At 51.4% G+C, this 22216-nt stretch carries 25 protein-coding genes; 15 read left to right on the top strand and 10 right to left on the bottom strand.

Annotated features, from left to right (window positions below):
• Positions 1-9 precede the first annotated feature (9 nt).
• On the bottom strand, positions 10-666 hold the full coding sequence (locus FDW88_RS16080; RefSeq protein ID WP_137362934.1) for a carbon-nitrogen hydrolase family protein: 657 nt from the start codon (positions 664-666) through the stop codon (positions 10-12).
• Positions 667-772: 106 nt separating this feature from the next.
• Positions 773-997, bottom strand: a complete 225-nt coding sequence (locus tag FDW88_RS16075; protein WP_096756688.1) for a DNA polymerase III subunit theta — start codon at positions 995-997, stop codon at positions 773-775.
• Positions 998-1141: 144 nt separating this feature from the next.
• On the opposite strand from FDW88_RS16075, the gene yobA reads away from it, so the two are divergent.
• The 4 genes from yobA (at position 1142) to pphA (ending at position 3803) form a co-directional block, all read left to right on the top strand.
• Positions 1142-1516 carry a CopC domain-containing protein YobA gene (gene yobA / locus FDW88_RS16070; RefSeq protein ID WP_115258189.1) on the top strand — a complete coding sequence of 125 codons (375 nt, stop codon included), beginning with the start codon at positions 1142-1144 and terminating at the stop codon, positions 1514-1516.
• A gap of 4 nt (positions 1517-1520) precedes the next feature.
• The gene (copD, locus tag FDW88_RS16065) at positions 1521-2393 is read left to right on the top strand and encodes a copper homeostasis membrane protein CopD (protein WP_115258190.1); all 873 of its coding nucleotides are present in this window, start codon (positions 1521-1523) and stop codon (positions 2391-2393) included.
• Positions 2394-2409: 16 nt separating this feature from the next.
• Positions 2410-2748: a YebY family protein gene (locus FDW88_RS16060; RefSeq protein WP_137362933.1), complete on the top strand. Its 339-nt coding sequence runs from the start codon at positions 2410-2412 to the stop codon at positions 2746-2748.
• 413 nt (positions 2749-3161) lie between these two features.
• Positions 3162-3803, top strand: a complete 642-nt coding sequence (pphA, locus tag FDW88_RS16055) for a protein-serine/threonine phosphatase (RefSeq protein ID WP_137362932.1) — start codon at positions 3162-3164, stop codon at positions 3801-3803.
• On the opposite strand, the gene FDW88_RS16050 is transcribed toward pphA, so the two are convergent.
• The 5 genes from FDW88_RS16050 to yebS form a co-directional block, all read right to left on the bottom strand.
• A complete protein-coding gene (locus FDW88_RS16050; protein ID WP_045444034.1) occupies positions 3804-3995 on the bottom strand; it encodes a YebW family protein in 192 nt (63 codons plus the stop codon).
• A 102-nt stretch (positions 3996-4097) separates the two neighbouring features.
• Positions 4098-4334, bottom strand: coding sequence for a YebV family protein (locus FDW88_RS16045; protein ID WP_161959030.1), 237 nt, complete (start codon positions 4332-4334; stop codon positions 4098-4100).
• 100 nt (positions 4335-4434) lie between these two features.
• Entirely contained in the window at positions 4435-5856 is a 1422-nt protein-coding gene (gene rsmF, locus FDW88_RS16040) for a 16S rRNA (cytosine(1407)-C(5))-methyltransferase RsmF (RefSeq protein WP_137362931.1), read from the bottom strand.
• A 78-nt stretch (positions 5857-5934) separates the two neighbouring features.
• A complete protein-coding gene (locus FDW88_RS16035; protein WP_137362930.1) occupies positions 5935-8568 on the bottom strand; it encodes a PqiB family protein in 2634 nt (877 codons plus the stop codon).
• Positions 8537-9820, bottom strand: coding sequence for a membrane integrity lipid transport subunit YebS (gene yebS / locus FDW88_RS16030; protein WP_096756695.1), 1284 nt, complete (start codon positions 9818-9820; stop codon positions 8537-8539). Before yebS ends, FDW88_RS16035 begins: the two co-directional genes overlap by 32 nt.
• A 128-nt stretch (positions 9821-9948) precedes the next feature.
• Here yebS and FDW88_RS16025 point away from each other — a divergent pair, with 128 nt between their 5' ends.
• The 4 genes from FDW88_RS16025 (at position 9949) to htpX (ending at position 14371) form a co-directional block, all read left to right on the top strand.
• Positions 9949-10446 (top strand): GAF domain-containing protein, encoded by a 498-nt coding sequence (locus tag FDW88_RS16025; protein WP_137362929.1) that lies wholly within the window; start codon positions 9949-9951, stop codon positions 10444-10446.
• A 96-nt stretch (positions 10447-10542) separates the two neighbouring features.
• On the top strand, positions 10543-11229 hold the full coding sequence (gene proQ, locus FDW88_RS16020) for an RNA chaperone ProQ (RefSeq protein WP_096756697.1): 687 nt from the start codon (positions 10543-10545) through the stop codon (positions 11227-11229).
• A 19-nt stretch (positions 11230-11248) separates the two neighbouring features.
• Positions 11249-13297 (top strand): carboxy terminal-processing peptidase, encoded by a 2049-nt coding sequence (gene prc, locus FDW88_RS16015; RefSeq protein ID WP_096756698.1) that lies wholly within the window; start codon positions 11249-11251, stop codon positions 13295-13297.
• Positions 13298-13489: 192 nt separating this feature from the next.
• On the top strand, positions 13490-14371 hold the full coding sequence (gene htpX, locus FDW88_RS16010) for a protease HtpX (protein ID WP_096756699.1): 882 nt from the start codon (positions 13490-13492) through the stop codon (positions 14369-14371).
• Positions 14372-14420: 49 nt separating this feature from the next.
• On the opposite strand, the gene FDW88_RS16005 is transcribed toward htpX, so the two are convergent.
• Positions 14421-15794, bottom strand: a complete 1374-nt coding sequence (locus FDW88_RS16005; protein ID WP_137362928.1) for an MFS transporter — start codon at positions 15792-15794, stop codon at positions 14421-14423.
• Between the two features lie 175 nt (positions 15795-15969).
• Between FDW88_RS16005 and kdgR the strand changes: the two genes are divergently transcribed.
• Positions 15970-16761 (top strand): DNA-binding transcriptional regulator KdgR, encoded by a 792-nt coding sequence (gene kdgR, locus FDW88_RS16000; protein WP_096756701.1) that lies wholly within the window; start codon positions 15970-15972, stop codon positions 16759-16761.
• Positions 16762-16874: 113 nt separating this feature from the next.
• Here kdgR and FDW88_RS15995 read toward each other — a convergent pair whose 3' ends face one another.
• A complete protein-coding gene (locus tag FDW88_RS15995; RefSeq protein WP_096756702.1) occupies positions 16875-17114 on the bottom strand; it encodes a YobH family protein in 240 nt (79 codons plus the stop codon).
• Between the two features lie 163 nt (positions 17115-17277).
• Here FDW88_RS15995 and mgrB point away from each other — a divergent pair, with 163 nt between their 5' ends.
• From mgrB to rlmA, 6 genes are all read left to right on the top strand, one after another.
• Complete coding sequence (gene mgrB / locus FDW88_RS15990) at positions 17278-17421, top strand: PhoP/PhoQ regulator MgrB (protein WP_115258239.1); 144 nt, start codon at positions 17278-17280, stop codon at positions 17419-17421.
• Between the two features lie 74 nt (positions 17422-17495).
• Positions 17496-17777 carry a YebO family protein gene (locus FDW88_RS15985; RefSeq protein WP_117342933.1) on the top strand — a complete coding sequence of 94 codons (282 nt, stop codon included), beginning with the start codon at positions 17496-17498 and terminating at the stop codon, positions 17775-17777.
• 639 nt (positions 17778-18416) lie between these two features.
• Entirely contained in the window at positions 18417-18560 is a 144-nt protein-coding gene (locus FDW88_RS15980; RefSeq protein WP_003034983.1) for a DUF2627 domain-containing protein, read from the top strand.
• 12 nt (positions 18561-18572) lie between these two features.
• Positions 18573-18782: a transcription antiterminator/RNA stability regulator CspE gene (cspE, locus tag FDW88_RS15975; RefSeq protein WP_001062678.1), complete on the top strand. Its 210-nt coding sequence runs from the start codon at positions 18573-18575 to the stop codon at positions 18780-18782.
• A 219-nt stretch (positions 18783-19001) separates the two neighbouring features.
• Positions 19002-20747, top strand: coding sequence for a peptidoglycan glycosyltransferase FtsI (gene ftsI, locus FDW88_RS15970; RefSeq protein ID WP_096756705.1), 1746 nt, complete (start codon positions 19002-19004; stop codon positions 20745-20747).
• Positions 20748-20810: 63 nt separating this feature from the next.
• Positions 20811-21620 carry a 23S rRNA (guanine(745)-N(1))-methyltransferase gene (gene rlmA / locus FDW88_RS15965; protein WP_115258241.1) on the top strand — a complete coding sequence of 270 codons (810 nt, stop codon included), beginning with the start codon at positions 20811-20813 and terminating at the stop codon, positions 21618-21620.
• On the opposite strand, the gene mntP is transcribed toward rlmA, so the two are convergent.
• Positions 21617-22183 (bottom strand): manganese efflux pump MntP, encoded by a 567-nt coding sequence (gene mntP, locus FDW88_RS15960; RefSeq protein ID WP_020996621.1) that lies wholly within the window; start codon positions 22181-22183, stop codon positions 21617-21619. The genes rlmA and mntP overlap by 4 nt on opposite strands.
• Between the last annotated feature and the right edge of the window lie 33 nt (positions 22184-22216).

The following is a 22216-nucleotide window of genomic DNA, read 5'->3' as shown; positions in this document are numbered from 1 at the left end:
CGAAAACGCCTAGCGTAATGGAATGATATCGCCTTGCCAACCCTGAGAGGTGCGCTTGCCGGTTAAGAGCAGTGAGCCGCTGTCCGCGCGAACAATTAAACGGCCCCGTTCATCCCATAATGCGCTGCTTCCGCGCGCATTGGCCATCAGTACCGCAATGGCGAACTGATGCGAGAAACGTTGCAGGCGAGAGGTTGATGAGAGAAGTTCAGATTCGCTGACGCACTGGCAGGTGGTAAACAGTGAAAACGCAGGATCAATATCGATGCCTTCTGGCTGGCTGTCGACAACGCTAATGGTATTTCGCTGTCTGGCAATACAAGCCCCATGGCTCTGGTGGAACATTAAGGGGGAGGTCATCCACGGCGAAAAAAGCGCCATACCTTTCACAAAACGTTCGTTATGTTCAACCGGCAATCCCACAATAATGGTCATGCGATACGTCACTGCGGCGTGGGCGAGGGGCTGTAACAGAGATTCATCGGGTGGGGCTGGCAGCTCATCGCTTTCATCCATACAACCTAATAGAGAAAGGGAGGGGAAAACCAGCAATTCACATTGGCATTTGGCCGCCGCCCTGATGAATTGCAGGTGATGGGCGACGTGTTCAGTTAGTGAGGTTTGAAGCGGTTCATACTGCGCTGCGGCAATTTTCCAGTGTGACATAATGACTTCCTTTTCATAGTGTCTACAATCATCTCTAAAGTATAGATTAAGAATATACTTATACTGTAGCAGTCATCATGTAAGGAATCGTAACGTATTATAAGGTTTATTTAACTTTCGGCTCGTAAGGTAAACGTGAGAGGGAAACGGACGCTAAACGATGCGCAATTAACCGTTCACGAAACCAGTCTCGCAGGTGTGCGGGTTGCTCACGTTCGACGACTTCGGCAACAACAGGCATGTTATAGCGCTCTTTAAAGGCGACACCAGCTGCGGCCAGGTCAACATTGACCTTATCCATTTCAGATTGTTCGAGTTTGGCCAGATTCATGCGTTTCTCCTTATAGGTATCCCGTAGCGCGCAAAAGTTACTAAGAGTGTGCGCTAATGGCAAGCCTGAATTGATGATTCTCGACTCGTTCATTGTAGAAGGTTATTCTCTATAGATTAGACATAACAAAAAGGAATAGTTGATATGGCTTCATCTGCATCCTCACTTCGCTTTGCTCTCATCGCTCTCGTCTCCACGTTGATTTCTCCTGCCGCACTGGCACATGCACACCTGACGCAACTAAATCCGGCAGCGAATGCGCAGATTACCGCGTCTCCTGAGGCGCTGACCCTGAATTTTTCAGAGGGCGTTGAACCTGCATTCAGCGGTGCAACGCTGACAGGCCCACAGCAGCAGCCGATTAAAACGGGTAAGGCGACGCGTAATGAGCAGGATAAGACGCAACTGATCGTTCCTGTGGAACAATCGCTGGACGCCGGAAAATATACGGTTGACTGGCACGTTGTGTCGGTAGACGGTCACAAAACCAAAGGACACTATACCTTTAGCGTGAAATAAAACGATGCTGGCATTCACCTGGGTTACGCTGCGGTTTATCCATTTCACCTCTTTAATGCTGGTATTTGGCTGTGCGCTGTACGGCGCCTGGTTGGCACCTGTTTCGGTACGACGTTTAATGATGCGCCGTTTTATGCGCCTGCAACGCCATGCCGCGATGTGGAGCTTTATCAGCGCGACGCTGATGCTGGCTGTCCAGGGGGGATTAATGGGGTCCGGCTGGCAGGATGTTTTCTCCGTTGATATATGGGGAGCAGTCCTGCAAACGCAGTTTGGCGGCGTATGGCTGTGGCAAATTATCCTCGCTCTGGTTACGCTGGTGGTGACCCTCATTGTGCCGCGCAGTATGTCACGACTGCTGCTGATGCTGACGATTGCGCAGTGTATTTTATTAGCCGGTGTCGGACATGCGACGCTGCATGACGGCGCAACGCGGGCGGTGCAGCAGCTTAATCACGCTCTGCATCTGGTCTGCGCCGCTGCCTGGTTTGGCGGCTTGCTGCCCGTTCTTTACTGTATGAGAATGGCGCAAGGCCGCTGGCAACAACAGGCGATCGCCACCATGATGCGTTTTTCCCGCTTTGGGCATCTTTTCGTAATTGGCGTCTTGCTTACGGGCATCACCAACGGCCTGTTTATTGTCGGATTATCCTTTCCCTGGCATGCAGCCTATGGGCAACTTCTGTTGTTAAAATGTGTGCTGGTCGCGCTAATGGTGGCGATTGCGCTGGCGAACCGGTATGTTCTCGTACCACGTATGCAGCAGGATAATCGCTGCATGACTCTCTATTTTATTTGGATGACTAAGATTGAATGGGGAATAGGGGCCGTCGTGCTGGCAATCGTCAGCCTGTTTGCAACCCTGGAACCGTTCTGATGGACTGGCAAAACGTATGAAAAAATTGATTATCTCTGTGTTACTGCTGGCAAGTTCAGGAGCTGCATTGGCCGCGCCGCAGGTTATTACCGTCAGTCGCTTTGAGGTTGGCAAAGACAAGTGGGCGTTTAATCGCGAAGAAGTGATGCTGACGTGCCGACCGGGTAATGCGCTGTATGTCATCAACCCCAGCACGCTGGTGCAATACCCGCTGAACGATATTGCCAGACAGCAGGTGGCAAGCGGTAAAACGACCGCCAAACCGATCGACATTATCCAGATTGACGATCCGGCAAAGCCTGGCGACAAAATGAGCCTGGTCCCGTTTATTGAGCGTGCAGAAAAGCTCTGTTAATTGTCAGATGTAGCTTTCTGATTTCCAATAAAAAACCGCAACGTTCTGGCTGCAGAACTTGCGGTTTTTGCATTCTAGCGGGTGACAATCGTCCTTTTTTTCAGGCCACTTTGGTCGCGGACTGGAAAACCTGGCGCTGTCATCTATTCTTAAATGGCAGGGTAACTTAGCCTGCATTAATGCCAACTTTTAGCGCACGGCTCTCTCCCAAGAGCCATTTCCCTGGACCGAATACAGGAATCGTATTCGGTCTCTTTTTATCTGTCGAATACGATGCCGTCCAGGGCAAAACACTGCGTGTCGCATGCTGTATTCTTCCCAAACCATACCATACTCCGCCCCTCAATCGTCCAGGCTTTTTTGCTGCTATTGTTAAATTATTATAAGGGCGATCGCTCTATCCGGGAGGTCGAATGGAACACCCTGATGCTGTCTACCAGAGAATAGAAGGTACGCGTTGGCGCCACGTCTGGGTGGTGGGGGATCTCCACGGCTGTTTTTCCATGTTGATGGCTAAATTGCGCCAGTGCCGTTTTGATCCGTGGCAGGATCTGCTGGTTTCAGTCGGTGATGTGATTGACCGTGGACCAGACAGTTTGCGCTGTCTGGTGTTATTGCGTAAAAACTGGATGGTAGCGGTCAGGGGGAATCATGAGCAGATGGCGCTGGATGCGCTGACAACGGGAGAACAGTTGCTGTGGCAAATGAACGGGGGAGAGTGGTTTACCCATGCCGTGCAACCGGCGGCGAGGCATGCGCTTGAGGCGTGTCAGCAATTACCCTGGATTGTGGAACTGCGCTGTCAGAATGGTGTGCATGTTATTGCCCATGCCGATTACCCGGATGATCAATATCAATGGCAAAAGCATGTCGATTTACAGCGGGTATTGTGGGATCGCTCGCGGTTGATGAACAAAAGTGGCGGAATTGGTGGCGCGGACCATTTCTGGTTTGGTCATACGCCGCTGCGCCATCGTCTGGACGTTGATAACCTGCACTATATCGATACCGGTGCGGTATTCGGCGGCGAGCTAACGATGGTGCAATTACAATAATCAAAAATCGCTATATTCCTGCGCAGGTCGCCAGAAGCTGTCGATGTAGCCATCTGCTGGCAGGCATCCGCCATTGCGAATCCGCTGATCGTCCATCGAAATAAGGCACTGCTGTTCCGTATTGTAGACATCGACCACGATGTCTTCACAACCGCCATCCAGGTAGCAAACAAAAAGAACCAGCGTGAACATTCCATCCCCAAATTATACTGCCGTACCGATAGTGTAGAAGAGGTTACTGCGTGGGGGAAATGAAGACATAAATAACCCGTCTGGCGACGGGTTCTTTTTGAATCAGGCAAAACGCATGATCCAGGCATCTGACTTACGATCGTAGTGCTCGCGGAATAGAACGGAATGTTCGCCATTAAGGAGAGCCGGGACGCTGGTATCGGCATCCCAGGCGTCCAGTTGCATACATAAATCCGGATCGGATTTACACGGAATGGTTAACGTTCGGTCTCCCGGCGATTCGCCGTGTAACTCGGCGTCGTCGATTTCAAAAGCGCCAATGCGCACACTGGTTTTCATCATCGTGCTCTCCGTCAATTTGCTGGTTGTGGTACGACCAGTTAGGCCGTCCATTTTTCAGCGTAGTCAACGTGAGCAAAAGCGCCAGTAAAAACGTGCGTTATCCTGTAAAGAGTTTGCCATCCCGGACAAGATCGCGTGGATAGCTGTTCTTCAACCGTGAACCAATCCGTTTTGCCAGCCCAATCGGCTGGTGCTGGAAGGTGACCAGCACGTCGTCGCTGGCAGGCGCGGTCTGCGGGTAGACATCTCTGCCGCGATACCACTCTTCTGCTTCTTCAAGGTTCAGTTCGAACGCGTTGCGGTGATGTGGGTTGGCGAGAGCGATGACGGCCTCATGTTGCCAGCGGTACCCTTTATTGTGGGTTTCAGCCAGCTTAATCCCGAGGCGGGAAAAACGCACTTTACCAATCAGTGATTCAATCTCAACAGGGAATAGCCAGACTTCTTTATCACGCTGCCAGAGGCGAAGATTGTCTTCCCATTGTAATCCGCTGGCGTTTGCCGCCGCAGTGATTTGTGCGGTTTCACGACCTTTCAATGGGCTGAACGGGAAATTGCCGACCTTATATTTAGGGGCAGGCAGAGGAGGGATAGCGGCTGTTTTTCGCAAACGGGCAACAAAGAATCCTTCGCAGTCGTAAATTTGCGGGAAGACATGCAGAAAACCTTCTTGCGTCAGCGCGCGTTCAGCATCCGGGAATAAATCACCTAATGGGAGAAACTCCACGGCGTCCGGATAGGTTTCTAGTAGCCACTGCATGACGAGTTCATTTTCATCACGGTTCAGCGTACAGGTGGAATACACCAGCGTGCCGCCAGGGCGTAAAGCATGAAACGCGCTGTCGAGCAGTTCGCGCTGGGTGGCGGCAATCTCAAGATTACTGTCGACGGACCAGTTTTTCAGCGCATCGGGATCTTTACGCACCACGCCTTCACCGGAGCACGGTGCGTCCAATAGGATGGCATCGAAAGATTCTGGCAACGCTGCGCCAAATACGCGTCCGTCAAAGTGGGTGAGGGCAACGTTAGCGATCCCACAGCGGCTGATATTGGCATGCAGCACTTTAACGCGACTGGCGGAAAACTCATTGGCCAGGATCGCGCCCTTATTCTTCATTTTTGCGGCGATTTGCGTGGTTTTTGAACCCGGCGCGGCGGCTACGTCCATTACCCGATCCGGAGTATTCCCTTCGGCAAACAGCGCGGCAACCGGCAGCATTGAACTGGCTTCCTGAATATAAAACAGCCCACTTAAATGCTCGGCGGTGCTGCCCAGTGGGACTGACTGCTCTTCGTCACGCTCGATCCAGAACCCTTCTTCACACCAGGGGATCGGCGTGAGCGACCAGCCGTAAGGTGCCGTTAAGGCGAGGAAATCGGCAACGGAGATTTTCAGCGTATTGACACGAATGCTGCGTCGTAACGGACGCTGGCAGGCGGCGAGAAAATCATCGAAAGAGAGCGTGGAAGGCATTGCTTCCCGCATTTGAGTCAGAAAGGCGTCAGGAAAATAAGCCACTTGGTACCACCGGAAAAAAAACAGGCGCGCAGTGTAGCATATTTGCTCCGGCGCGAGTACGCCGGAGCAGGAGGGTCATTAACGCGGCAGGGCTGTTCCCCATTCACGCCACTCTTTGGGTTCGCTTTCCAGCAACAGGAAGTGTTTTCCAGCCTGTGCTTTTGGTGCCAGTGGCGTACCCGGTGGAGTGGCGAAGGCAATACCGCCGCGAATGAACTGATTAAAGGTCCCGGTTTTCACCACGCCACCGGTCAGGCCGAAGTCAAGGTTGTAGCCGGACGCTAGCCAGAACACGGAGTTATTACGCACCAGATGCTGATAGCGCTGGCTGATGCGCATGGCAATCATCACGCGGTCAGAAAGCGAACCCAGCGTCAGCCCGGTGACGGTACCCACCTCGATACCTCTGAACAGAACCGGAGTGCCGATATTCAGCGACCCGGCTTCCGGCGCTTCGACCACGATGCTCAGGCCATCAAGATAACGCGAGTCGGTAATAGTGGCTTCCTGTAGCTCAAAATCACGGCGTGGATTCCCGCGACCCGGCTCCACGTTAATATAAGGCTGCAAGATGGTATCGAGGTGCTCCACACCTGCCGCAGAGATTTGCGGGGTAATTACCGAGAAGCGAGTCCCGCTGCGCGCAAAGGTCTGGACATATTCTGGGTACAGTACCGCTTTCGCCTGCACTTCATTGCGTGCGGTGATGAGTTCCAGGGTTTGGATCTGACCAATATCGATGCCAAGATAGCGAATTGGCATGCCCGCGGCGAGCTTACCGGCGTCAAAGGCGTGCAGGGTAATTTGGCCGCCTACCGCTCGTGCGGCGGTTTCAGAGGCGTACAGAATCCGCTTGTCACCTTTACGTTGGCTGGCGCTGGCACCACTCAGGTTGTCGAAGCTAATTGCCCCTTTTAGCGCGCGAGACAACGGAGAAGCCTGTACAGTCAGTCCGCTACCGTTAAGTTGAACTTTTGCGCCGCCTTCTGCCCAGAACACGCTGTTGTTGGTTAACAGATTGCGGTATTCCGGTTTGATGTGCAGGTCGATATCAAACGCATCGGCGCGAGGGCGCACGCTAATCACTTCACCCACTTCGAATTTACGGTACAGCACCACTGAACCGGCCTGAACGTCAGGCAACGTTTCGGCGCGCAGGCTGAGCGTGGTGGTCGGCAGATCGCTCAGGCTGTTTTCAATCGCTTTCTCCAGGTTGGCATAAAGCGGATAGCTGGTTTTCATTTCACCTTTGGTGCCGGGTAAAATACGAATACCGCCGCTAATCCATTCGCTGGCACTGGCTCCTAAGAACTCCACGCCGTCAATGCCTACTTTGACGTCAACCCGACTGTTGACCACAAATTTGCTGTCACCTTGTACCAGGTCGCGATGCTGGGGTTCGATGGCAACAGTAAAGGAAACGCCTTTGCTGGACAGCGTACGTTCAATCACTTGTCCAACCTGGACACCATGCAGGATCAGCGGTTGACCCGCCTCAATGCCGTAGCTTTCCGGTGCAGTCAGGGTGAGCGTCATCACACCTGGATCATGCAATAAGGATTTTTCGCCGGGAACTACTACAAACTGACTGCGAGGTTCGCCCTCGCCGGGGACCAGTTCGAAGGTTTTACCGGTTAACAGCGAACTGAGGTTTGCATCGTTCAACGACAATTTGGGGCTGCGCAGTTCAATGCGCGTATTGTCCCGCAGCAACGAGACGACGCTCGGATCCACCGTCATTTCGCCGGTGACTTTGCCTCCTGGGATAAGTTCCAGTTTCGTCAGTTCGCCGACCTCCAGGCCCTGGTACATCAGCGATGTGGACCCTGCTTTTAGCCCATCGCCGCTGGGTAATTCCAGCTTGACGATCACGCCGCGCTGGCTGTGGGCAAGATCTTGATACAGACCAAATGTATCGTCGGCAACAGCGGGCTGTGAATCTTCCGGTGAGTCAAAGGCGATGGCACCATTCACCAGTGCGGCCAGACTTTCCAGCTTAACCTTCGCCCCACTGAGGCTGATATCCGCATTGACCCCAGACACGTTCCAGAAACGGCTGCCTTTTTTGACCAGATTAGTAAATCGGCGCTCAATGAGCACATCGATGGTTACGCCCTGATTATTGGGGTTAATGGTGTAGTCATATACCCTGCCTACCGGTATTTTGCGGAAATATACCAGCGAGCCGCTGTTCAGGGAGCCGAGGTCAGGTGCATGCAGATGCAACATTAAATCGCCGTTATTCAGGCGATACTTGGGCTGCGTATCCAGGGCGACGAAATGATCTCTCGGCTCTCCGGTTCCGGGCATCATTCCGATATAGTTTCCGCCAACCAGTGCGTCGAGGCCGGAAACGCCTGCCAGCGAGGCTTTTGGCGTCACCAGCCAGAACTGCGTATCTTTACGCAGGGCATCTTTCATGCTGGCCTTGATGCTGACGCGAACTTCAATCTTGCGCAGATTTTTGCTGAGACTGATATCCTGCACCGTGCCAACTTCGACACCCTGATAGCGAACAGGCGTCCGGCCCGGCACAATACCATCTGCAGACATAAAGTCGATGGTAACGGTGTTGCCGCGGTCTTCATAGCTTCCCCAGATCAGCCACCCGGCGATCATCAGGGCGATGAACGGTAGCAGCCAGAATGGAGAAATGCGGCGTTTTGTTTTAATCTGCGCTTCAGTCTGCGAAGCGGGCGTTTCCTGACTCATGTGCATCCCAAAGTAAGCGGCTGTCCAGCCATTCCACAGCAAGAATAGTCAAAATTACCGCTGCGCCGAAATAAAACGCAGCCGGTCCCATAGTAAAAGCCAGTATCTGGTCGCGATTAATCAGCGACATGGTTAAGGCAATAACAAACAGATCCAACATTGACCAGCGGCCAATCCACGTCACTATGCGCAGTAGCAGAATGCGCGTGCGTAAGCCCTGTTCACATTTAAAATGGATGCTAATCAATAGGGTAAGCATCACGATCACTTTGGTGAAAGGCACCAAAATACTGGCGATAAAGACGATTGCCGCGACACCAACATTGCTGCTTGCCAGCGACATAATGCCGGACAGGATCGTGTCTTCCTGCCGGGATCCGTTAACGTAAATAACCGAGATGGGCAGCAGATTAGCAGGCAGCAGCAGGACAATCGAGGCCAGCAGCGCGGCCCAGCACTTTTGTATGCTTTGATTCCTGCGCCAGCGCAACGGAATATGGCAACGCGGGCAGCGACTGCGGGTGTCCGGATAGCCTGTAAAATGGCAGCCGAGGCACACGCGAAGCTGTTCATCGGGGCGCCGTGCGGGTCTTTGCGGGTAAAAACGGTCCCACAATTGTTCCACGTTGAGGTGCGACAGCGTCAGAATACTGAGGATCACCAGCGCAAGAAAAGCATACAGCCCCACGCCTGGCAGCAGAAAAGCGTAGTCCTGCACTTTGATCGACGCGACGCCGATACCGACCAGGTAAATGTCGAGCATGACCCACTCTTTGAGCCTTTCCAGCATCAGCAGGACCGGGCGCAGGTTCATACCGAGAATGTTGCCTAACCACAGATAAGCAATGGACGAGACAAGTATTATCGGCGCGCCCATCACGCAAAAGAGCACGAAGGAGGCGGTGAGCGGATCACCCTGGCGGGTCATTTGCCAGATCCCCTGAACCACATTGGCGTCAATACGAATGCCTAATAAAAAGATGTGTAACAGCGGCTCTCCCCAGGCAAAAGGCATCAGCAGCAGCATGGTGAAGGCCATTGCCGCCAGCCGTGTTAATGACCAGTCGCGTCCGTCACGAATTTTTGCCTGACAGCGGGGACAGTATGCACTTTGGTGCGAACGCATTTTCGGCAAGCTAAATAGCATGTCGCATTCGGGGCAACGCTGGTAGTGCGCACGGGGTAGCGCCTCACCGACGGACCTGATCGCTATTTTTTTGGATGGCTTGATGCGTGGAGTATTTAGGGCCATGTATCGCGGATCAAAGTGTTAGAGTAATGTTATCTTAACCCATGACGGGAATGATCTTGAGCATTAACGCATTTAATGTTTATTTTAGTAGGCTGCAGTTTTAAGTAAGACAACTAAGTGATTACATAATGAACAAAATAGAGCTATACACGGATCTGAACCGTGATTTTCGCGCATTGATGGCAGGTGAAACCAGTTTTCTGGCAACGTTGGCAAATACCAGCGCCTTGTTGTACGAACGTCTTTCAGAAGTGAACTGGGCTGGTTTTTATCTGCTCGAAAACGACACGCTGGTGCTCGGTCCCTTCCAGGGAAAGATCGCCTGTGTGCGTATCCCTGTTGGGCGTGGCGTGTGTGGTACAGCGGTGGCGCAGAACCAGGTTCAGCGCATTGAAGACGTTCACACCTTTGACGGGCACATTGCTTGCGATGCCGCCAGCAATGCTGAAATCGTCCTGCCAATCATGGTTGAAAATCAGATAATCGGCGTGCTGGATATTGATAGCACAGCGTTTGGCCGCTTTACTGAAGAGGATGAACAGGGGCTGCGTACGCTTGTGGCACAGCTTGAAACCGTGCTTGCAATGACGGATTACAAAAAATTCTTTGCGACCGTCGCAGGATAATCAACGGATAACGTAGCAATTACTGATGACGTCATTATAATGACGCCTGTTCATGCCTGCGCTTGTTGGCTACGTCCGTTGTAATCAGGAAATTTCATGGAAAATCAACCTAAGTTGAATAGCAGTAAAGAAGTTATCGCGTTTCTGGCCGAACGCTTCCCGCAATGTTTTAGTGCGGAAGGCGAAGCGCGCCCGCTGAAAATTGGCATTTTTCAGGATCTGGTAGAGCGTGTTGAGGGTGAAATGAACCTCAGCAAGACACAGCTTCGTTCTGCCTTACGTCTCTACACTTCAAGCTGGCGCTATCTGTATGGCGTTAAGCTGGGCGCAACGCGTGTCGATCTCGACGGCAACCCATGTGGTGAGCTGGATGAGCAACACGTCGAACATGCGCGCAAACAGCTTGAAGAAGCAAAAGCCCGCGTTCAGGCGCAACGTGCCGAGCAACAGGCGAAAAAACGCGAAGCGGCAGCTGCTGCGGGTGAAAAAGACGGCGCACCGCGTCGCGAGCGTAAGCCGCGTCCTGCTCCGCGTCGTAAAGAAGGTGCAGAGCGTAAACCTCGCGCTGAAAAACCGGCAGCTCAAGCACCGCGTGCTCCTCGCGAAGAACAGCATACCCCAGTGTCTGATATTTCAGTGCTGAAGGTAGGGCAGTCTTTAAAGGTGAAAGCAGGTAATAATGCGATGGATGCCACCGTATTAGAAATCACCAAAGATGGCGTCCGTGTACAGCTGAATTCGGGTATGTCTTTGATTGTACGCGCAGAACACTTGGTGTTCTGAAACGGAGGCCTGGCCTGGCATGAACACTTTTTTTAGGCTTACTGCGTTAGCTGGTCTGCTTGCATTAGCAGGCCAGGCACTCGCTGTGGAAGACATCACGCGTGCCGATCAACTCCCCATACTGAAGGAAGAAACGCAGCACGCGACGGTGAGCGAACGTGTCACATCGCGTTTTACGCGTTCTCATTATCGCCAGTTCGATCTGGATCAGGCGTTTTCGGCAAAAATTTTTGACCGCTATCTGAATCTGCTCGACTACAGCCATAACGTGCTGTTAGCGAGCGATATAGAGCAGTTTGCTAAAAAGAAAACCGTCATCGGTGATGAACTGCGCACGGGCAAGCTGGATGTCTTTTACGATCTCTACAATCTGGCGCAAAAGCGCCGGTTTGAACGTTACCAGTACGCGTTAAGCGTGCTGGCGCGTCCAATGGATTTCACCGGTAACGACACGTTTAACCTCGATCGCAGCAAGGCCCCATGGCCAAAAAGCGAAGCCGAGCTAAACGCATTGTGGGACGGTAAGGTTAAATTCGATGAACTTAGCCTGAAACTGACCGGTAAAACCGATGCTGAAATTCGTGAAACGCTGACCCGTCGTTACAAATTTGCTATTCGCCGTCTGGCGCAGACTAACAGTGAAGATGTGTTCTCACTGGCGATGACGGCGTTTGCGCGTGAAATCGATCCGCATACCAACTACCTGTCTCCGCGGAATACCGAACAGTTCAATACCGAAATGAGCCTGTCTCTGGAAGGTATTGGCGCGGTTCTGCAAATGGATGATGACTATACCGTTATTAATTCAATGGTAGCGGGTGGTCCGGCAGCCAAAAGCAAGGCGATAAGCGTAGGCGATCGTATTGTTGGCGTCGGCCAGGCTGGTAAAGGCGTCGTTGATGTGATTGGCTGGCGTCTCGATGACGTTGTCGCGCTGATCAAAGGACCAAAGGGTAGCAAGGTTCGCCTTGAAATCCTGCCTGCCGGTAAAGGCACCAAGACGCGTACCGTTACGCTAACGCGTGAACGTATTCGTCTGGAAGACCGTGCTGTTAAAATGTCGGTCAAAACCGTTGGCAAAGAAAAAGTCGGTGTGCTCGATATTCCCGGTTTCTACGTTGGCTTGACGGATGACGTTAAAGTTCAGCTGCAGAAGCTGGAAAAACAGAATGTCAGCAGCGTGATCATCGATTTGCGCACTAACGGTGGTGGTGCACTGACCGAAGCCGTATCGCTTTCCGGTCTGTTTATTCCTTCTGGCCCTGTTGTTCAGGTTCGCGACAATAACGGTAAAGTGCGCGAAGACAGTGATACCGACGGCGTTGTTTACTATAAAGGCCCGCTGGTGGTGCTGGTTGACCGTTTCAGTGCTTCTGCTTCTGAGATTTTTGCCGCGGCAATGCAGGATTACGGCCGTGCGTTAATCGTCGGGGAACCGACCTTTGGTAAAGGCACCGTGCAGCAGTACCGTTCTCTGAACCGTATCTACGATCAGATGCTGCGTCCGGAATGGCCAGCGTTGGGTTCCGTTCAGTACACTATCCAGAAATTCTACCGTGTTAACGGTGGCAGCACGCAACGTAAGGGCGTGACGCCGGATATCATCATGCCGACAGGCAATGAAGAAACTGAAACCGGTGAGAAGTTCGAAGATAACGCCTTACCGTGGGATAGCGTTGATGCTGCAACCTATGCGAAGTCAGATAATTTAACGCCGTTTGGTCCTGAATTACTGAAAGAACATAATGCGCGTATCGTTAAAGATCCTGAGTTCCAGTACATCATGAAGGATATTGCTCGTTTCAATGCCCTGAAAGATAAGCGCAACATCGCATCTCTGAATTACGCTCAGCGTGAGAAAGAGAATAACGAAGATGACGCCCTGCGTCTGGCGCGTATCAACGATCGCTTGAAGCGTGAAGGTAAACCGCCGCTGAAGAAACTGGACGATCTGCCGAAGGATTACCAGGAGCCGGATCCGTATCTCGATGAGACGGTGAAAATCGCGCTCGACCTGGCGCGTCTTGAAAAAGACAAGCCAGCGGAACAGTCTGCGACCAAACAGTAATATCCAACAGGCACAAGAAATTGTGCCTGTTTTTTTAACAAGCGTATGAAGTCGTCAGTCTGATACGGTAAAATGTAAAGTTGTGTCTTTCTACTGACTTAGCACGTATGCATGCTTGAAAATAGCCGTAAGACCCATACGATATGGGTAATCGCATAGTGCGTTTTGTTAAATTGAGGTTAAAAGAAAATTATGATGCGAATCGCGCTCTTCCTGCTGACGAACCTGGCTGTGATGGTCGTTTTCGGGCTGGTATTGAGCCTGACAGGGATTCAGTCAAGCAGCGTTCAAGGCTTGTTGATTATGGCTCTGCTGTTTGGTTTTGGTGGTTCCTTTATTTCGCTGCTGATGTCCAAATGGATGGCGTTAAAGTCCGTTGGTGGGGAAGTAATTGAACAGCCCCGTAATGAAAGAGAACGCTGGCTGATGAATACTGTAGCAACTCAGGCTCGTCAGGCTGGGATCGCTATGCCGCAGGTGGCTATTTACCATGCGCCAGATATTAACGCGTTTGCGACCGGTGCTCGCCGGGATGCGTCGCTGGTGGCTGTCAGCACCGGCTTGTTGCAAAACATGAGTCCCGATGAAGCCGAAGCCGTTATCGCACATGAAATTAGCCACATTGCCAATGGCGATATGGTTACCATGACGCTGATCCAGGGCGTGGTGAACACCTTTGTTATCTTTATCTCACGTATTCTGGCGCAACTCGCCGCCGGCTTTATGGGCGGAAACCGTGAAGAAGGTGAGGGTAGCAACGGCAACCCGCTAATCTATTTCGCGGTAGCGACGGTGCTGGAGCTGGTGTTTGGTATTCTGGCGAGCATTATTACCATGTGGTTCTCACGTCATCGTGAATTCCATGCGGATGCAGGCTCTGCCAAACTGGTGGGTCGTGAGAAAATGATTGCTGCGTTGCAGCGGCTGAAAACTAGCTATGAGCCGCAGGAAGCAACCAGCATGATGGCCTTCTGCATCAACGGTAAATCTAAGTCGCTGAGTGAGCTGTTTATGACTCACCCGCCGCTGGATAAGCGTATTGAAGCGCTGCGCAGTGGGGAATACCTGAAATAACCCGCAGCAGGTTAAATAATGAAGAAGCGCGTCGTTAGACGCGCTTTTTTTACGCCTGAATCCGAGGTTGGGTGATCCGCAGTCCGCTGACAATAGCGGCAAGCGTCGCCAGAATGCCAGCCGCCAGCAGAGACATGTGGGTACCGCTGTCGCCAAACTGATTCAACATCAACGCCACTAACGCGGCACCGGTGCTTTGTCCCAGTAAACGCGCCGTTCCCAGCATCCCGCTTGCGCCACCGCTGCGTTCACGCGGCGCGGAAGTGATGATGGTATGGTTGTTTGGTGACTGGAACAGACCAAAGCCAGCACCGCACAGGATCATCGGCCAGATAATATTGAAGTCCGACGGGGCGGAGGGCAGCAACACCAGAGAAAATAACCCGCATGCCATCACCACCATGCCTAATGCCCCTAAAAGCCCGGCGTGGACGCGCTCAATCAGGTAACCCGCCAGCGGTGCCATAACCATGGTGGCCAGCGGCCATGGGGTCAACAACAGACCTGTTTCAACTTCACTACGACCCAACACGGTTTGTAAAAAGAAGGGGAGAGAGACCATGGCCAACATTTGCGCGCAGAATGAACAGATCGAGGTGCCGATGGAGAGCGAAAAAAGTGGTATGCGTAGCAGATCAACCGGTAACAGCGGTACCGGTAGTGACAGCTGTCGACGGACAAAGAAATATCCCACCACGATCAGTCCCGCCAGTTCAGCCCCGATTAGTGTGAGTGACTGTCCCTGGGCAAACCCACTGAGTGCAGTTATCAGCAAACCGAACGTTAACGCATTCATCACCGCGCTGGGTAAATCAAAACGGGGTTTATTGCTGCGTGCAGCGTTTGCGGGCAAAAAGCGCATAGCCAGCAGTAGAGCAATAATCCCAAGCGGTACGTTAATCAAAAACAACCATTTCCATGAGGCAATGGAGAGGATCGCCGCGGCAATAGTCGGACCTGCAGCAGACGAGACCGCCACGATGAATGAATTAATACCCATTCCGCGCCCCAGTTGGCGTTGAGGGTAAATAAGCCGGATCAGCGCCGTATTCACGCTCATTAATGCGGCTCCGCCAAACCCTTGTGCCACGCGCGCCAGCGTGAGCATCTGCAGGGAATCTGATAATGCGCAGAAGAGAGATGCGAGCAGAAAAACGACCAGTCCGCATTTATAAATACGTCGGTAGCCAAACATGTCGCCCAAAAAAGAAAATGAGAGTAGTGAAACCACTATCGCAATTTGATAGGCATTAACGACCCAAATTGAACTGGCGGGGGAGGCCTGAAGATCGGCGGCAATCGTCGGCAGGGCAACATTGGCAATTGCACCATCCAGTACGGCCATCGAAATACCCATAATAATGGTTAATATTGCGCCATATCGTTGGGGCAGCGGCAGGCCATCGGCCTGAAATTTATCCATAGGAAGTCAAAATTGTCGGAAATTATGATGAGAATAATAATTTTAGCATTGATATTCAGGTGTTATGTCGCAGATTTGTAACTAAGTGGGCAAAGATGGATTGCGAGCATCGGTACGTGAAATTATAATAAAAACCGGTTCTGATTTTTATAAAACACTCGTAATGAGGTGATAAATGGCTATCGCAGATCTGGATAAACAACCCGATTCTGTTTCTTCCGTGCTGAAGGTTTTTGGCATTCTGCAGGCGCTGGGTGAAGAGCGCGAAATTGGTATAACCGAATTGTCGCAACGCGTCATGATGTCTAAAAGCACCGTTTATCGCTTTTTACAGACCATGAAAACGCTGGGTTATGTGGCACAGGAAGGTGAGTCTGAGAAATACTCTCTGACCCTGAAACTGTTTGAACTGGGCGCTCGCGCGTTGCAAAACGTCGATCTGATCCGTAGCGCTGATATTCAGATGCGTGAACTGTCGCGTTTAACTAAAGAGACGGTCCACCTCGGTGCGCTGGACGAAGACAGCATTGTCTACATCCATAAAATCGACTCGATGTACAATTTACGCATGTATTCTCGCGTAGGACGTCGTAACCCGTTATACAGCACGGCGATCGGTAAAGTACTGCTGGCATGGCGTGACCGTGACGAAGTAAAACAGATTCTTGAAGGCGTGGAATACAAACGCAGCACCGACCGTACGATCACCAGCACTGATGAGTTGCTGCTGCTGCTGGATAAAGTGCGTGAGCAAGGCTACGGTGAAGACAACGAAGAGCAGGAAGAAGGACTGCGCTGCATCGGCGTTCCGGTCTTTGATCGTTTCGGTGTGGTCATCGCAGGTTTGAGTATTTCATTCCCGACTCTGCGTTTTTCTGAAGAGCGTTTACACGAATATGTCGAAATGCTGCACACGGCTGCGCGAAAAATTTCAGAACAAATGGGTTATAACGATTATCCATTCTGATTTGATTTATACGCAATAGGTCAAAAGCCCCAGGTATTTTGTACCGGGGCTTTTTAAATGAGCAAAATTAATACAAGCCGACACCAATAACAGGTAATTTTCTTGCTTCAATATTAACCGTTATCGACAATGACGGTGCTTTTCCTTAACAGGGGACAGTCCGACAAGCCGATGATACCGCTGCTGGTATGTACGTACTGTGCGGTGCTGGTGCCCCGTGCCGTCAGGTACTTGCATTGCAGACCCAGTCCTGCTGCGTTCTCCTTACTCCCTATCAGCACGCCATAGCCACTCAGTAATAAACCAATCCAAACCAGAGCCAGCAATACAATTGCGCGAATAATCAGACGCATTACAACCTCTTATCTTTTCTCGTTATTATAAGATTAGCTTGTACACTGAATGAAACAAGTGAATCATTCCTAAAAATATTTATGCCGCTAAGGTTAACGTTGGGTTTAGGTAACGCATGATAATTTAGTCGCATAAGATGTGGATTCGGAGAGTGGAGTTGGAGTGAAAAAAATTCGGTGGGTGGTGCTGATCATTGTCGTACTGGTATGCATACTGATGTGGGCGCAGGTGTTCAACATCATGTGCGATCAGGACGTACAATTTTTCAACGGAATTTGTGCCATCAATAAATTTATTCCCTGGTAAGCGCATTTTAGCAACAGTTGATTACCTTCTTGTGCGGCAGTGGTAAACTACGCTGTCTACATTGAGGTGGTAAAATGAACGAAGTTTTGAACTCTGGCGCGCTAAGTTTTGCGTCTTTAGTGGTATCGGTGGTGGTTCTGGTTATCGGGCTTGTGCTGTGGTTCTTCATCAATCGGGCAAGCTCACGAACTAATGAGCAGATCGAGTTACTTGAAGCGTTGTTAGATCAACAAAAACGACAGAACGCATTGCTTCGTCGTCTTTGTGAAGCTAACGAACCTGAAAAAGCCGCAGAACCTGCAGTGAAAAACCAGGATGAAGATGAAAGTATCATTCGCCTGGTAGCAGAACGTTAGTCAACTGAAAGACAGGGTGGGCGTCTGATGACGCTGTTCTCAGATATTCCATCCTGTCGTTAACCCTGTCATATCATTTTCTTCTGCGACCTCCACGCGGTTCGCGCGGTGAACTGTCGATAACGTTCTTCCATCAATTCATGTTGGCCGATTAATTCTGTGCCTGTAGGTGGTGTTAAATATAATTACCCATACGTTAATAATATGATTATGCCATTTTTGTGATAGTGATCGTTTTTATTATCAGCGAAACGTTTCTCTTACTTTTTTTGTGCTTTGTCATCATTCTTTCATTATTTTTCTGCAAAACCAGAAGACGGATCTCATTTTTACCGTTGTGACAAATTATGCATTACTAAGCATAAAAAATGATATTCAGCACACGGTGCATCAGTGAGTCTGGAACAACCTCACAAGGTGAGCTATGGTAGACATGTCGCGGCTGCTGCGTATGCCAGCCGGGGCAGGGCGGGAGCGGTGAGAATATATCCAGACTCGGTCTGGCGCATAACTGTGCAGTTGTCGTGAGATGAACTTCGGGATTTGTGCGACCGATCGAGACACGTTTAAAAATGGCTTGCCATTATTATCGTTGTATGTGATAACACGTTTTGGGTTAAACGAGGTACAGTTCTGTTTATGTGTGGCATTTTCAGTAAAGAAGTCCTGAGTAAACACGTTGACGTTGAATACCGCTTCTCTGCCGAACCTTATATTAGTGCCTCAAGCAGTAATGTCTCAGTTTTATCTATGTTATGCCTGCGGGCGAAGAAAATACTCTAAGGAATTTTGCAAATGGCAAAGATTAAAGGTCAAGTTAAGTGGTTCAACGAGTCTAAAGGTTTTGGTTTCATTACTCCTGCTGATGGCAGCAAAGATGTGTTCGTACACTTCTCTGCAATCCAGGGTAACGGCTTCAAAACTCTGGCTGAAGGCCAGAACGTTGAGTTCGAAATTCAGGACGGCCAGAAAGGTCCGGCTGCTGTTAACGTAACAGCTATCTGATCGAAACCACTGATTTGAAGCGCTCAGGCGCAGCAATTTCAGATATAAAGCCTCGCATTTGCGGGGCTTTTTAATTCAGATTACGTCAAAGTATTTCAAAATGCCGTCCCATTAGCGCTTTGTTGCAAAGGCGTGATATTCGTAGCATTCTTTTCCCCGCTTTCTGTCGCTAATTCTCGTTAAATCAGTCACCTGAAAAACTATCTTGCTGGAGAACAGGTGAAAAAGAAAAACGACGGCGATGCACGCAATTTTACTCCCGTACGTTTTGCCCTGCTTTGCGCGGCAATTTTATTGAGTCTGGGGCTGCTCCTTGGCAGGGTTGCGTGGTTGCAAATCGTCACGCCGACCAGTCTGGTGAAGCAGGAGGACATGCGCTCATTACGTGAAGTAACGACAGCATCACCGCGTGGAATGATTACCGACAGAGAAGGGCGACCGTTGGCGGTGAGCGTACCGGTTAATGCTGTCTGGGCCGATCCTAAGACGATTATTAGCAAAGGTGGTGTCGGGTATAACGAGCGCTGGCAAGCGTTGGCAAAAACGTTGAATTTGTCGCTTAGCGCACTGGCGGAACGCGTTAATAGTAACCCCGCCGGACGGTTTATCTACTTGGCGCGCCAGATTTCACCCCAACAGGCGCAGTGGGTTGATAACCTGAATCTTCCGGGGATTAATCTTCGCGAAGAGTCCCGTCGTTTCTATCCCGCTGGCCACGTTGCCGCGAATTTGATTGGCTTTACCAATATTGATGGCCAGGGTATTGAAGGGGTAGAGAAAAGTTTCAATAGCCAGTTGATGGGCAAACCCGGCTCGCGGTTGGTGCGTAAAGACAAATTTGGTCATGTGATTGAGAACATCACGGAAGTGATGCCGGTGCCCGCACATGAGTTGCAGCTCAGCATCGATGAACGCTTGCAGACGGTCACCGAGGATGCGCTGGACAATGCCGTGACGTGGAATAAAGCCGAGTCAGGGGCGGCGGTACTGATCAACATCGCCACTGGGGAAATATTGTCGATGGCGAGTTTCCCGGATTTCAACCCCAATAACCGCGACGGTGCGGTGCTGGACGATTTTCGTAACCGCGCGATCAGCGATACCTTTGAGCCAGGATCTACCGTTAAGCCGTTGGTGCTTATGACTGCCCTGCAACAGGGAATTGTACAGCCCGACAGCGTGATTGATACCCACCCCTTTAATCTTGACGGGCACCGTATTCGCGATGTTGGCTATTATCCTGAGTTGTCGCTGACGGGTATTTTGCAAAAATCGAGCGATACCGGCGTGTCACATTTATCATTAGCTATGCCCATTCAGCGATTGTTGGACACCTACAAGAGCTTTGGTTTTGGCGAACCGACTGGTCTAGGGTTGACTGGCGAAAGCAGCGGCTTAATGCCTCAGAGACGTTACTGGAGCAGTTTGGATCGCGCAACCTTTGCCTTCGGCTACGGATTAATGGTCACGCCGCTACAGTTGGCGCACGTTTACGCCACCATTGGCAGTTTTGGCATCTATCGACCGCTGTCCATCACCCGTATCGATCCGCCGGTAATAGGCCGACGCGTCATGTCTGAGGCGTTAGTTCATCAGGTTGAGCATATGATGGAAAGCGTTGCGCTGCCCGGCGGCGGGGGAACAAAGGCTGCGGTACGAGATTATCGCGTGGCGGTAAAAACCGGGACGGCAAAGAAAATTGGCGATGACGGCAAATATGTCGATAAATACGTGGCATACACGGCGGGCGTGGCTCCGGCAAGCGATCCGAAGTTTGCGCTGGTGGTGGTTATCAACAACCCGCAAAATGGGGCGTATTACGGTGGTGCCGTATCGGCCCCCGTCTTTAGTCAGATAATGGGGGATGTGCTGCGTCTGGAAAACGTTAAACCGGATGGCATGCCCGCTGACTCGGAACACTTGCTGGTAATGCACGGTAATAACGACGTCTCTCCGGCGCTGTAAGTTATTTTCCCTGGGCGCAATTCGCGTTACACTTGCGCCCTGAAGCCATCTGCCGGAGTTGTCATGTTGTTTTCCTGTCCCCTTTGCCATCAGCCTCTTACTCAAGATAACAACAGTTTTGCCTGCCCTGGGCGGCATCAGTTTGATGTGGCGAAAGAAGGGTATGTCAACTTACTGCCTGTTCAACACAAACGCTCACGCGATCCAGGTGACAGTGCGGAAATGATGCAGGCACGTCGGGAATTTCTCGATGCCGGCCACTATCAGCCGCTGCGTGAGGCGATTGTGAATGTTCTCCAGGAAACGTTAACGCCAGGTGACGCGGCGATTCTCGATATCGGCTGTGGGGAAGGGTATTACACGCACGCGTTTGCCGATGCGCTGGCAGGAAGTGTGACCTTTGGTCTGGATGTCTCGAAGGTGGCGATCAAGGCCGCAGCAAGGCGTTATCCGCAGGTGACATTTTGTGTTGCGTCAAGTCATCGGCTGCCTTTTGCTGATGCTTCAATGGATGCCATTGTCAGGATCTACGCCCCCTGTAAAGCTCAGGAGCTGGCGCGCGTGGTGAAGCCGGGTGGGTGGGTGATCACGGCCACGCCGGGCCCGCGCCATTTAATGGAGCTGAAAGGGCTGATTTACGATGAGGTGCGTTTGCATGCGCCACACACGGAACAGCTGGAAGGCTTTGCTCTGCAGCAGAGTATCGCGTTGGGCTATCAGATGCAGCTTAGCGGTAGCGAGGCTGTGGCATTGCTGCAAATGACGCCTTTTGCCTGGCGGGCAAAACCGGAAGTCTGGGAAACGCTGGCGGGGAAAACGACATTTGACTGCCAGACAGACTTTAGTATTCATATCTGGCAGCGTGTGAATTAACCGTGGAAATGTGCCCAGAGGATCTGGGCACCGATACCAATTAGCACCACCCCGCCGAGAATTTCAGCACGTTTACCCAGCATGGGGCCGATAAAACGGCCGATCATCATCCCCAGCGTGGACATAATTAGCGTGGCGCAGCCGATAGCCAGCGCGGTGGCAATAATGTTCACCTGCAGGAAAGCCAGACCGACGCCGACGGCCATCGCATCGAGGCTGGTGGCAATGGCGGTGGTCACCAACAGCCAGAAACCGTGGCGACGCTGCGGCTCTTCATCTTCATCACCGTTATCACGGAAACCTTCGATTATCATTCGTCCACCGAGAAAAATCAGCAGGATGAAGGCAATCCAGTGGTTCCACTCGAGTACGAATTTACTCGCCAGCATGCCCATACCCCAACCAATCAGCGGGGTCAGCGTTTCGACAGCGCCGAAAATTAAGCCAGTGCGCAGAGCTTCAGAGAATTTAGGTTTGTGTAGCGTAGCACCTTTACCAATTGATGCGGCGAATGCATCCATCGACATGCCGAAAGCGAGAAGAACAGTAGCGGTGAGATTCATAACAGCGTCCTGACCGGGGTATCCATTAAACAC

This window comes from Citrobacter sp. wls829 (assembly GCF_005280825.1).
GTDB lineage: Bacteria > Pseudomonadota > Gammaproteobacteria > Enterobacterales > Enterobacteriaceae > Citrobacter > Citrobacter gillenii.
This window is presented reverse-complemented; position numbering and strand designations above follow the sequence as displayed.

What these genes read in the sequence shown, in the direction of transcription:
- FDW88_RS16080 (WP_137362934.1), bottom strand. Translation starts at nt 666, where the DNA reads ATGTCACACTGGAAAATTGCCGCAGCGCAGTATGAACCGCTTCAAACC.
- FDW88_RS16075 (WP_096756688.1), bottom strand. Translation starts at nt 997, where the DNA reads ATGAATCTGGCCAAACTCGAACAATCTGAAATGGATAAGGTCAATGTT.
- yobA (WP_115258189.1), top strand. Translation starts at nt 1,142, where the DNA reads ATGGCTTCATCTGCATCCTCACTTCGCTTTGCTCTCATCGCTCTCGTC.
- copD (WP_115258190.1), top strand. Translation starts at nt 1,521, where the DNA reads ATGCTGGCATTCACCTGGGTTACGCTGCGGTTTATCCATTTCACCTCT.
- FDW88_RS16060 (WP_137362933.1), top strand. Translation starts at nt 2,410, where the DNA reads ATGAAAAAATTGATTATCTCTGTGTTACTGCTGGCAAGTTCAGGAGCT.
- pphA (WP_137362932.1), top strand. Translation starts at nt 3,162, where the DNA reads ATGGAACACCCTGATGCTGTCTACCAGAGAATAGAAGGTACGCGTTGG.
- FDW88_RS16050 (WP_045444034.1), bottom strand. Translation starts at nt 3,995, where the DNA reads ATGTTCACGCTGGTTCTTTTTGTTTGCTACCTGGATGGCGGTTGTGAA.
- FDW88_RS16045 (WP_161959030.1), bottom strand. Translation starts at nt 4,334, where the DNA reads ATGAAAACCAGTGTGCGCATTGGCGCTTTTGAAATCGACGACGCCGAG.
- FDW88_RS16035 (WP_137362930.1), bottom strand. Translation starts at nt 8,568, where the DNA reads ATGAGTCAGGAAACGCCCGCTTCGCAGACTGAAGCGCAGATTAAAACA.
- yebS (WP_096756695.1), bottom strand. Translation starts at nt 9,820, where the DNA reads ATGGCCCTAAATACTCCACGCATCAAGCCATCCAAAAAAATAGCGATC.
- FDW88_RS16025 (WP_137362929.1), top strand. Translation starts at nt 9,949, where the DNA reads ATGAACAAAATAGAGCTATACACGGATCTGAACCGTGATTTTCGCGCA.
- proQ (WP_096756697.1), top strand. Translation starts at nt 10,543, where the DNA reads ATGGAAAATCAACCTAAGTTGAATAGCAGTAAAGAAGTTATCGCGTTT.
- prc (WP_096756698.1), top strand. Translation starts at nt 11,249, where the DNA reads ATGAACACTTTTTTTAGGCTTACTGCGTTAGCTGGTCTGCTTGCATTA.
- htpX (WP_096756699.1), top strand. Translation starts at nt 13,490, where the DNA reads ATGATGCGAATCGCGCTCTTCCTGCTGACGAACCTGGCTGTGATGGTC.
- FDW88_RS16005 (WP_137362928.1), bottom strand. Translation starts at nt 15,794, where the DNA reads ATGGATAAATTTCAGGCCGATGGCCTGCCGCTGCCCCAACGATATGGC.
- kdgR (WP_096756701.1), top strand. Translation starts at nt 15,970, where the DNA reads ATGGCTATCGCAGATCTGGATAAACAACCCGATTCTGTTTCTTCCGTG.
- FDW88_RS15995 (WP_096756702.1), bottom strand. Translation starts at nt 17,114, where the DNA reads ATGCGTCTGATTATTCGCGCAATTGTATTGCTGGCTCTGGTTTGGATT.
- FDW88_RS15985 (WP_117342933.1), top strand. Translation starts at nt 17,496, where the DNA reads ATGAACGAAGTTTTGAACTCTGGCGCGCTAAGTTTTGCGTCTTTAGTG.
- FDW88_RS15980 (WP_003034983.1), top strand. Translation starts at nt 18,417, where the DNA reads ATGTGTGGCATTTTCAGTAAAGAAGTCCTGAGTAAACACGTTGACGTT.
- cspE (WP_001062678.1), top strand. Translation starts at nt 18,573, where the DNA reads ATGGCAAAGATTAAAGGTCAAGTTAAGTGGTTCAACGAGTCTAAAGGT.
- rlmA (WP_115258241.1), top strand. Translation starts at nt 20,811, where the DNA reads ATGTTGTTTTCCTGTCCCCTTTGCCATCAGCCTCTTACTCAAGATAAC.
- mntP (WP_020996621.1), bottom strand. Translation starts at nt 22,183, where the DNA reads ATGAATCTCACCGCTACTGTTCTTCTCGCTTTCGGCATGTCGATGGAT.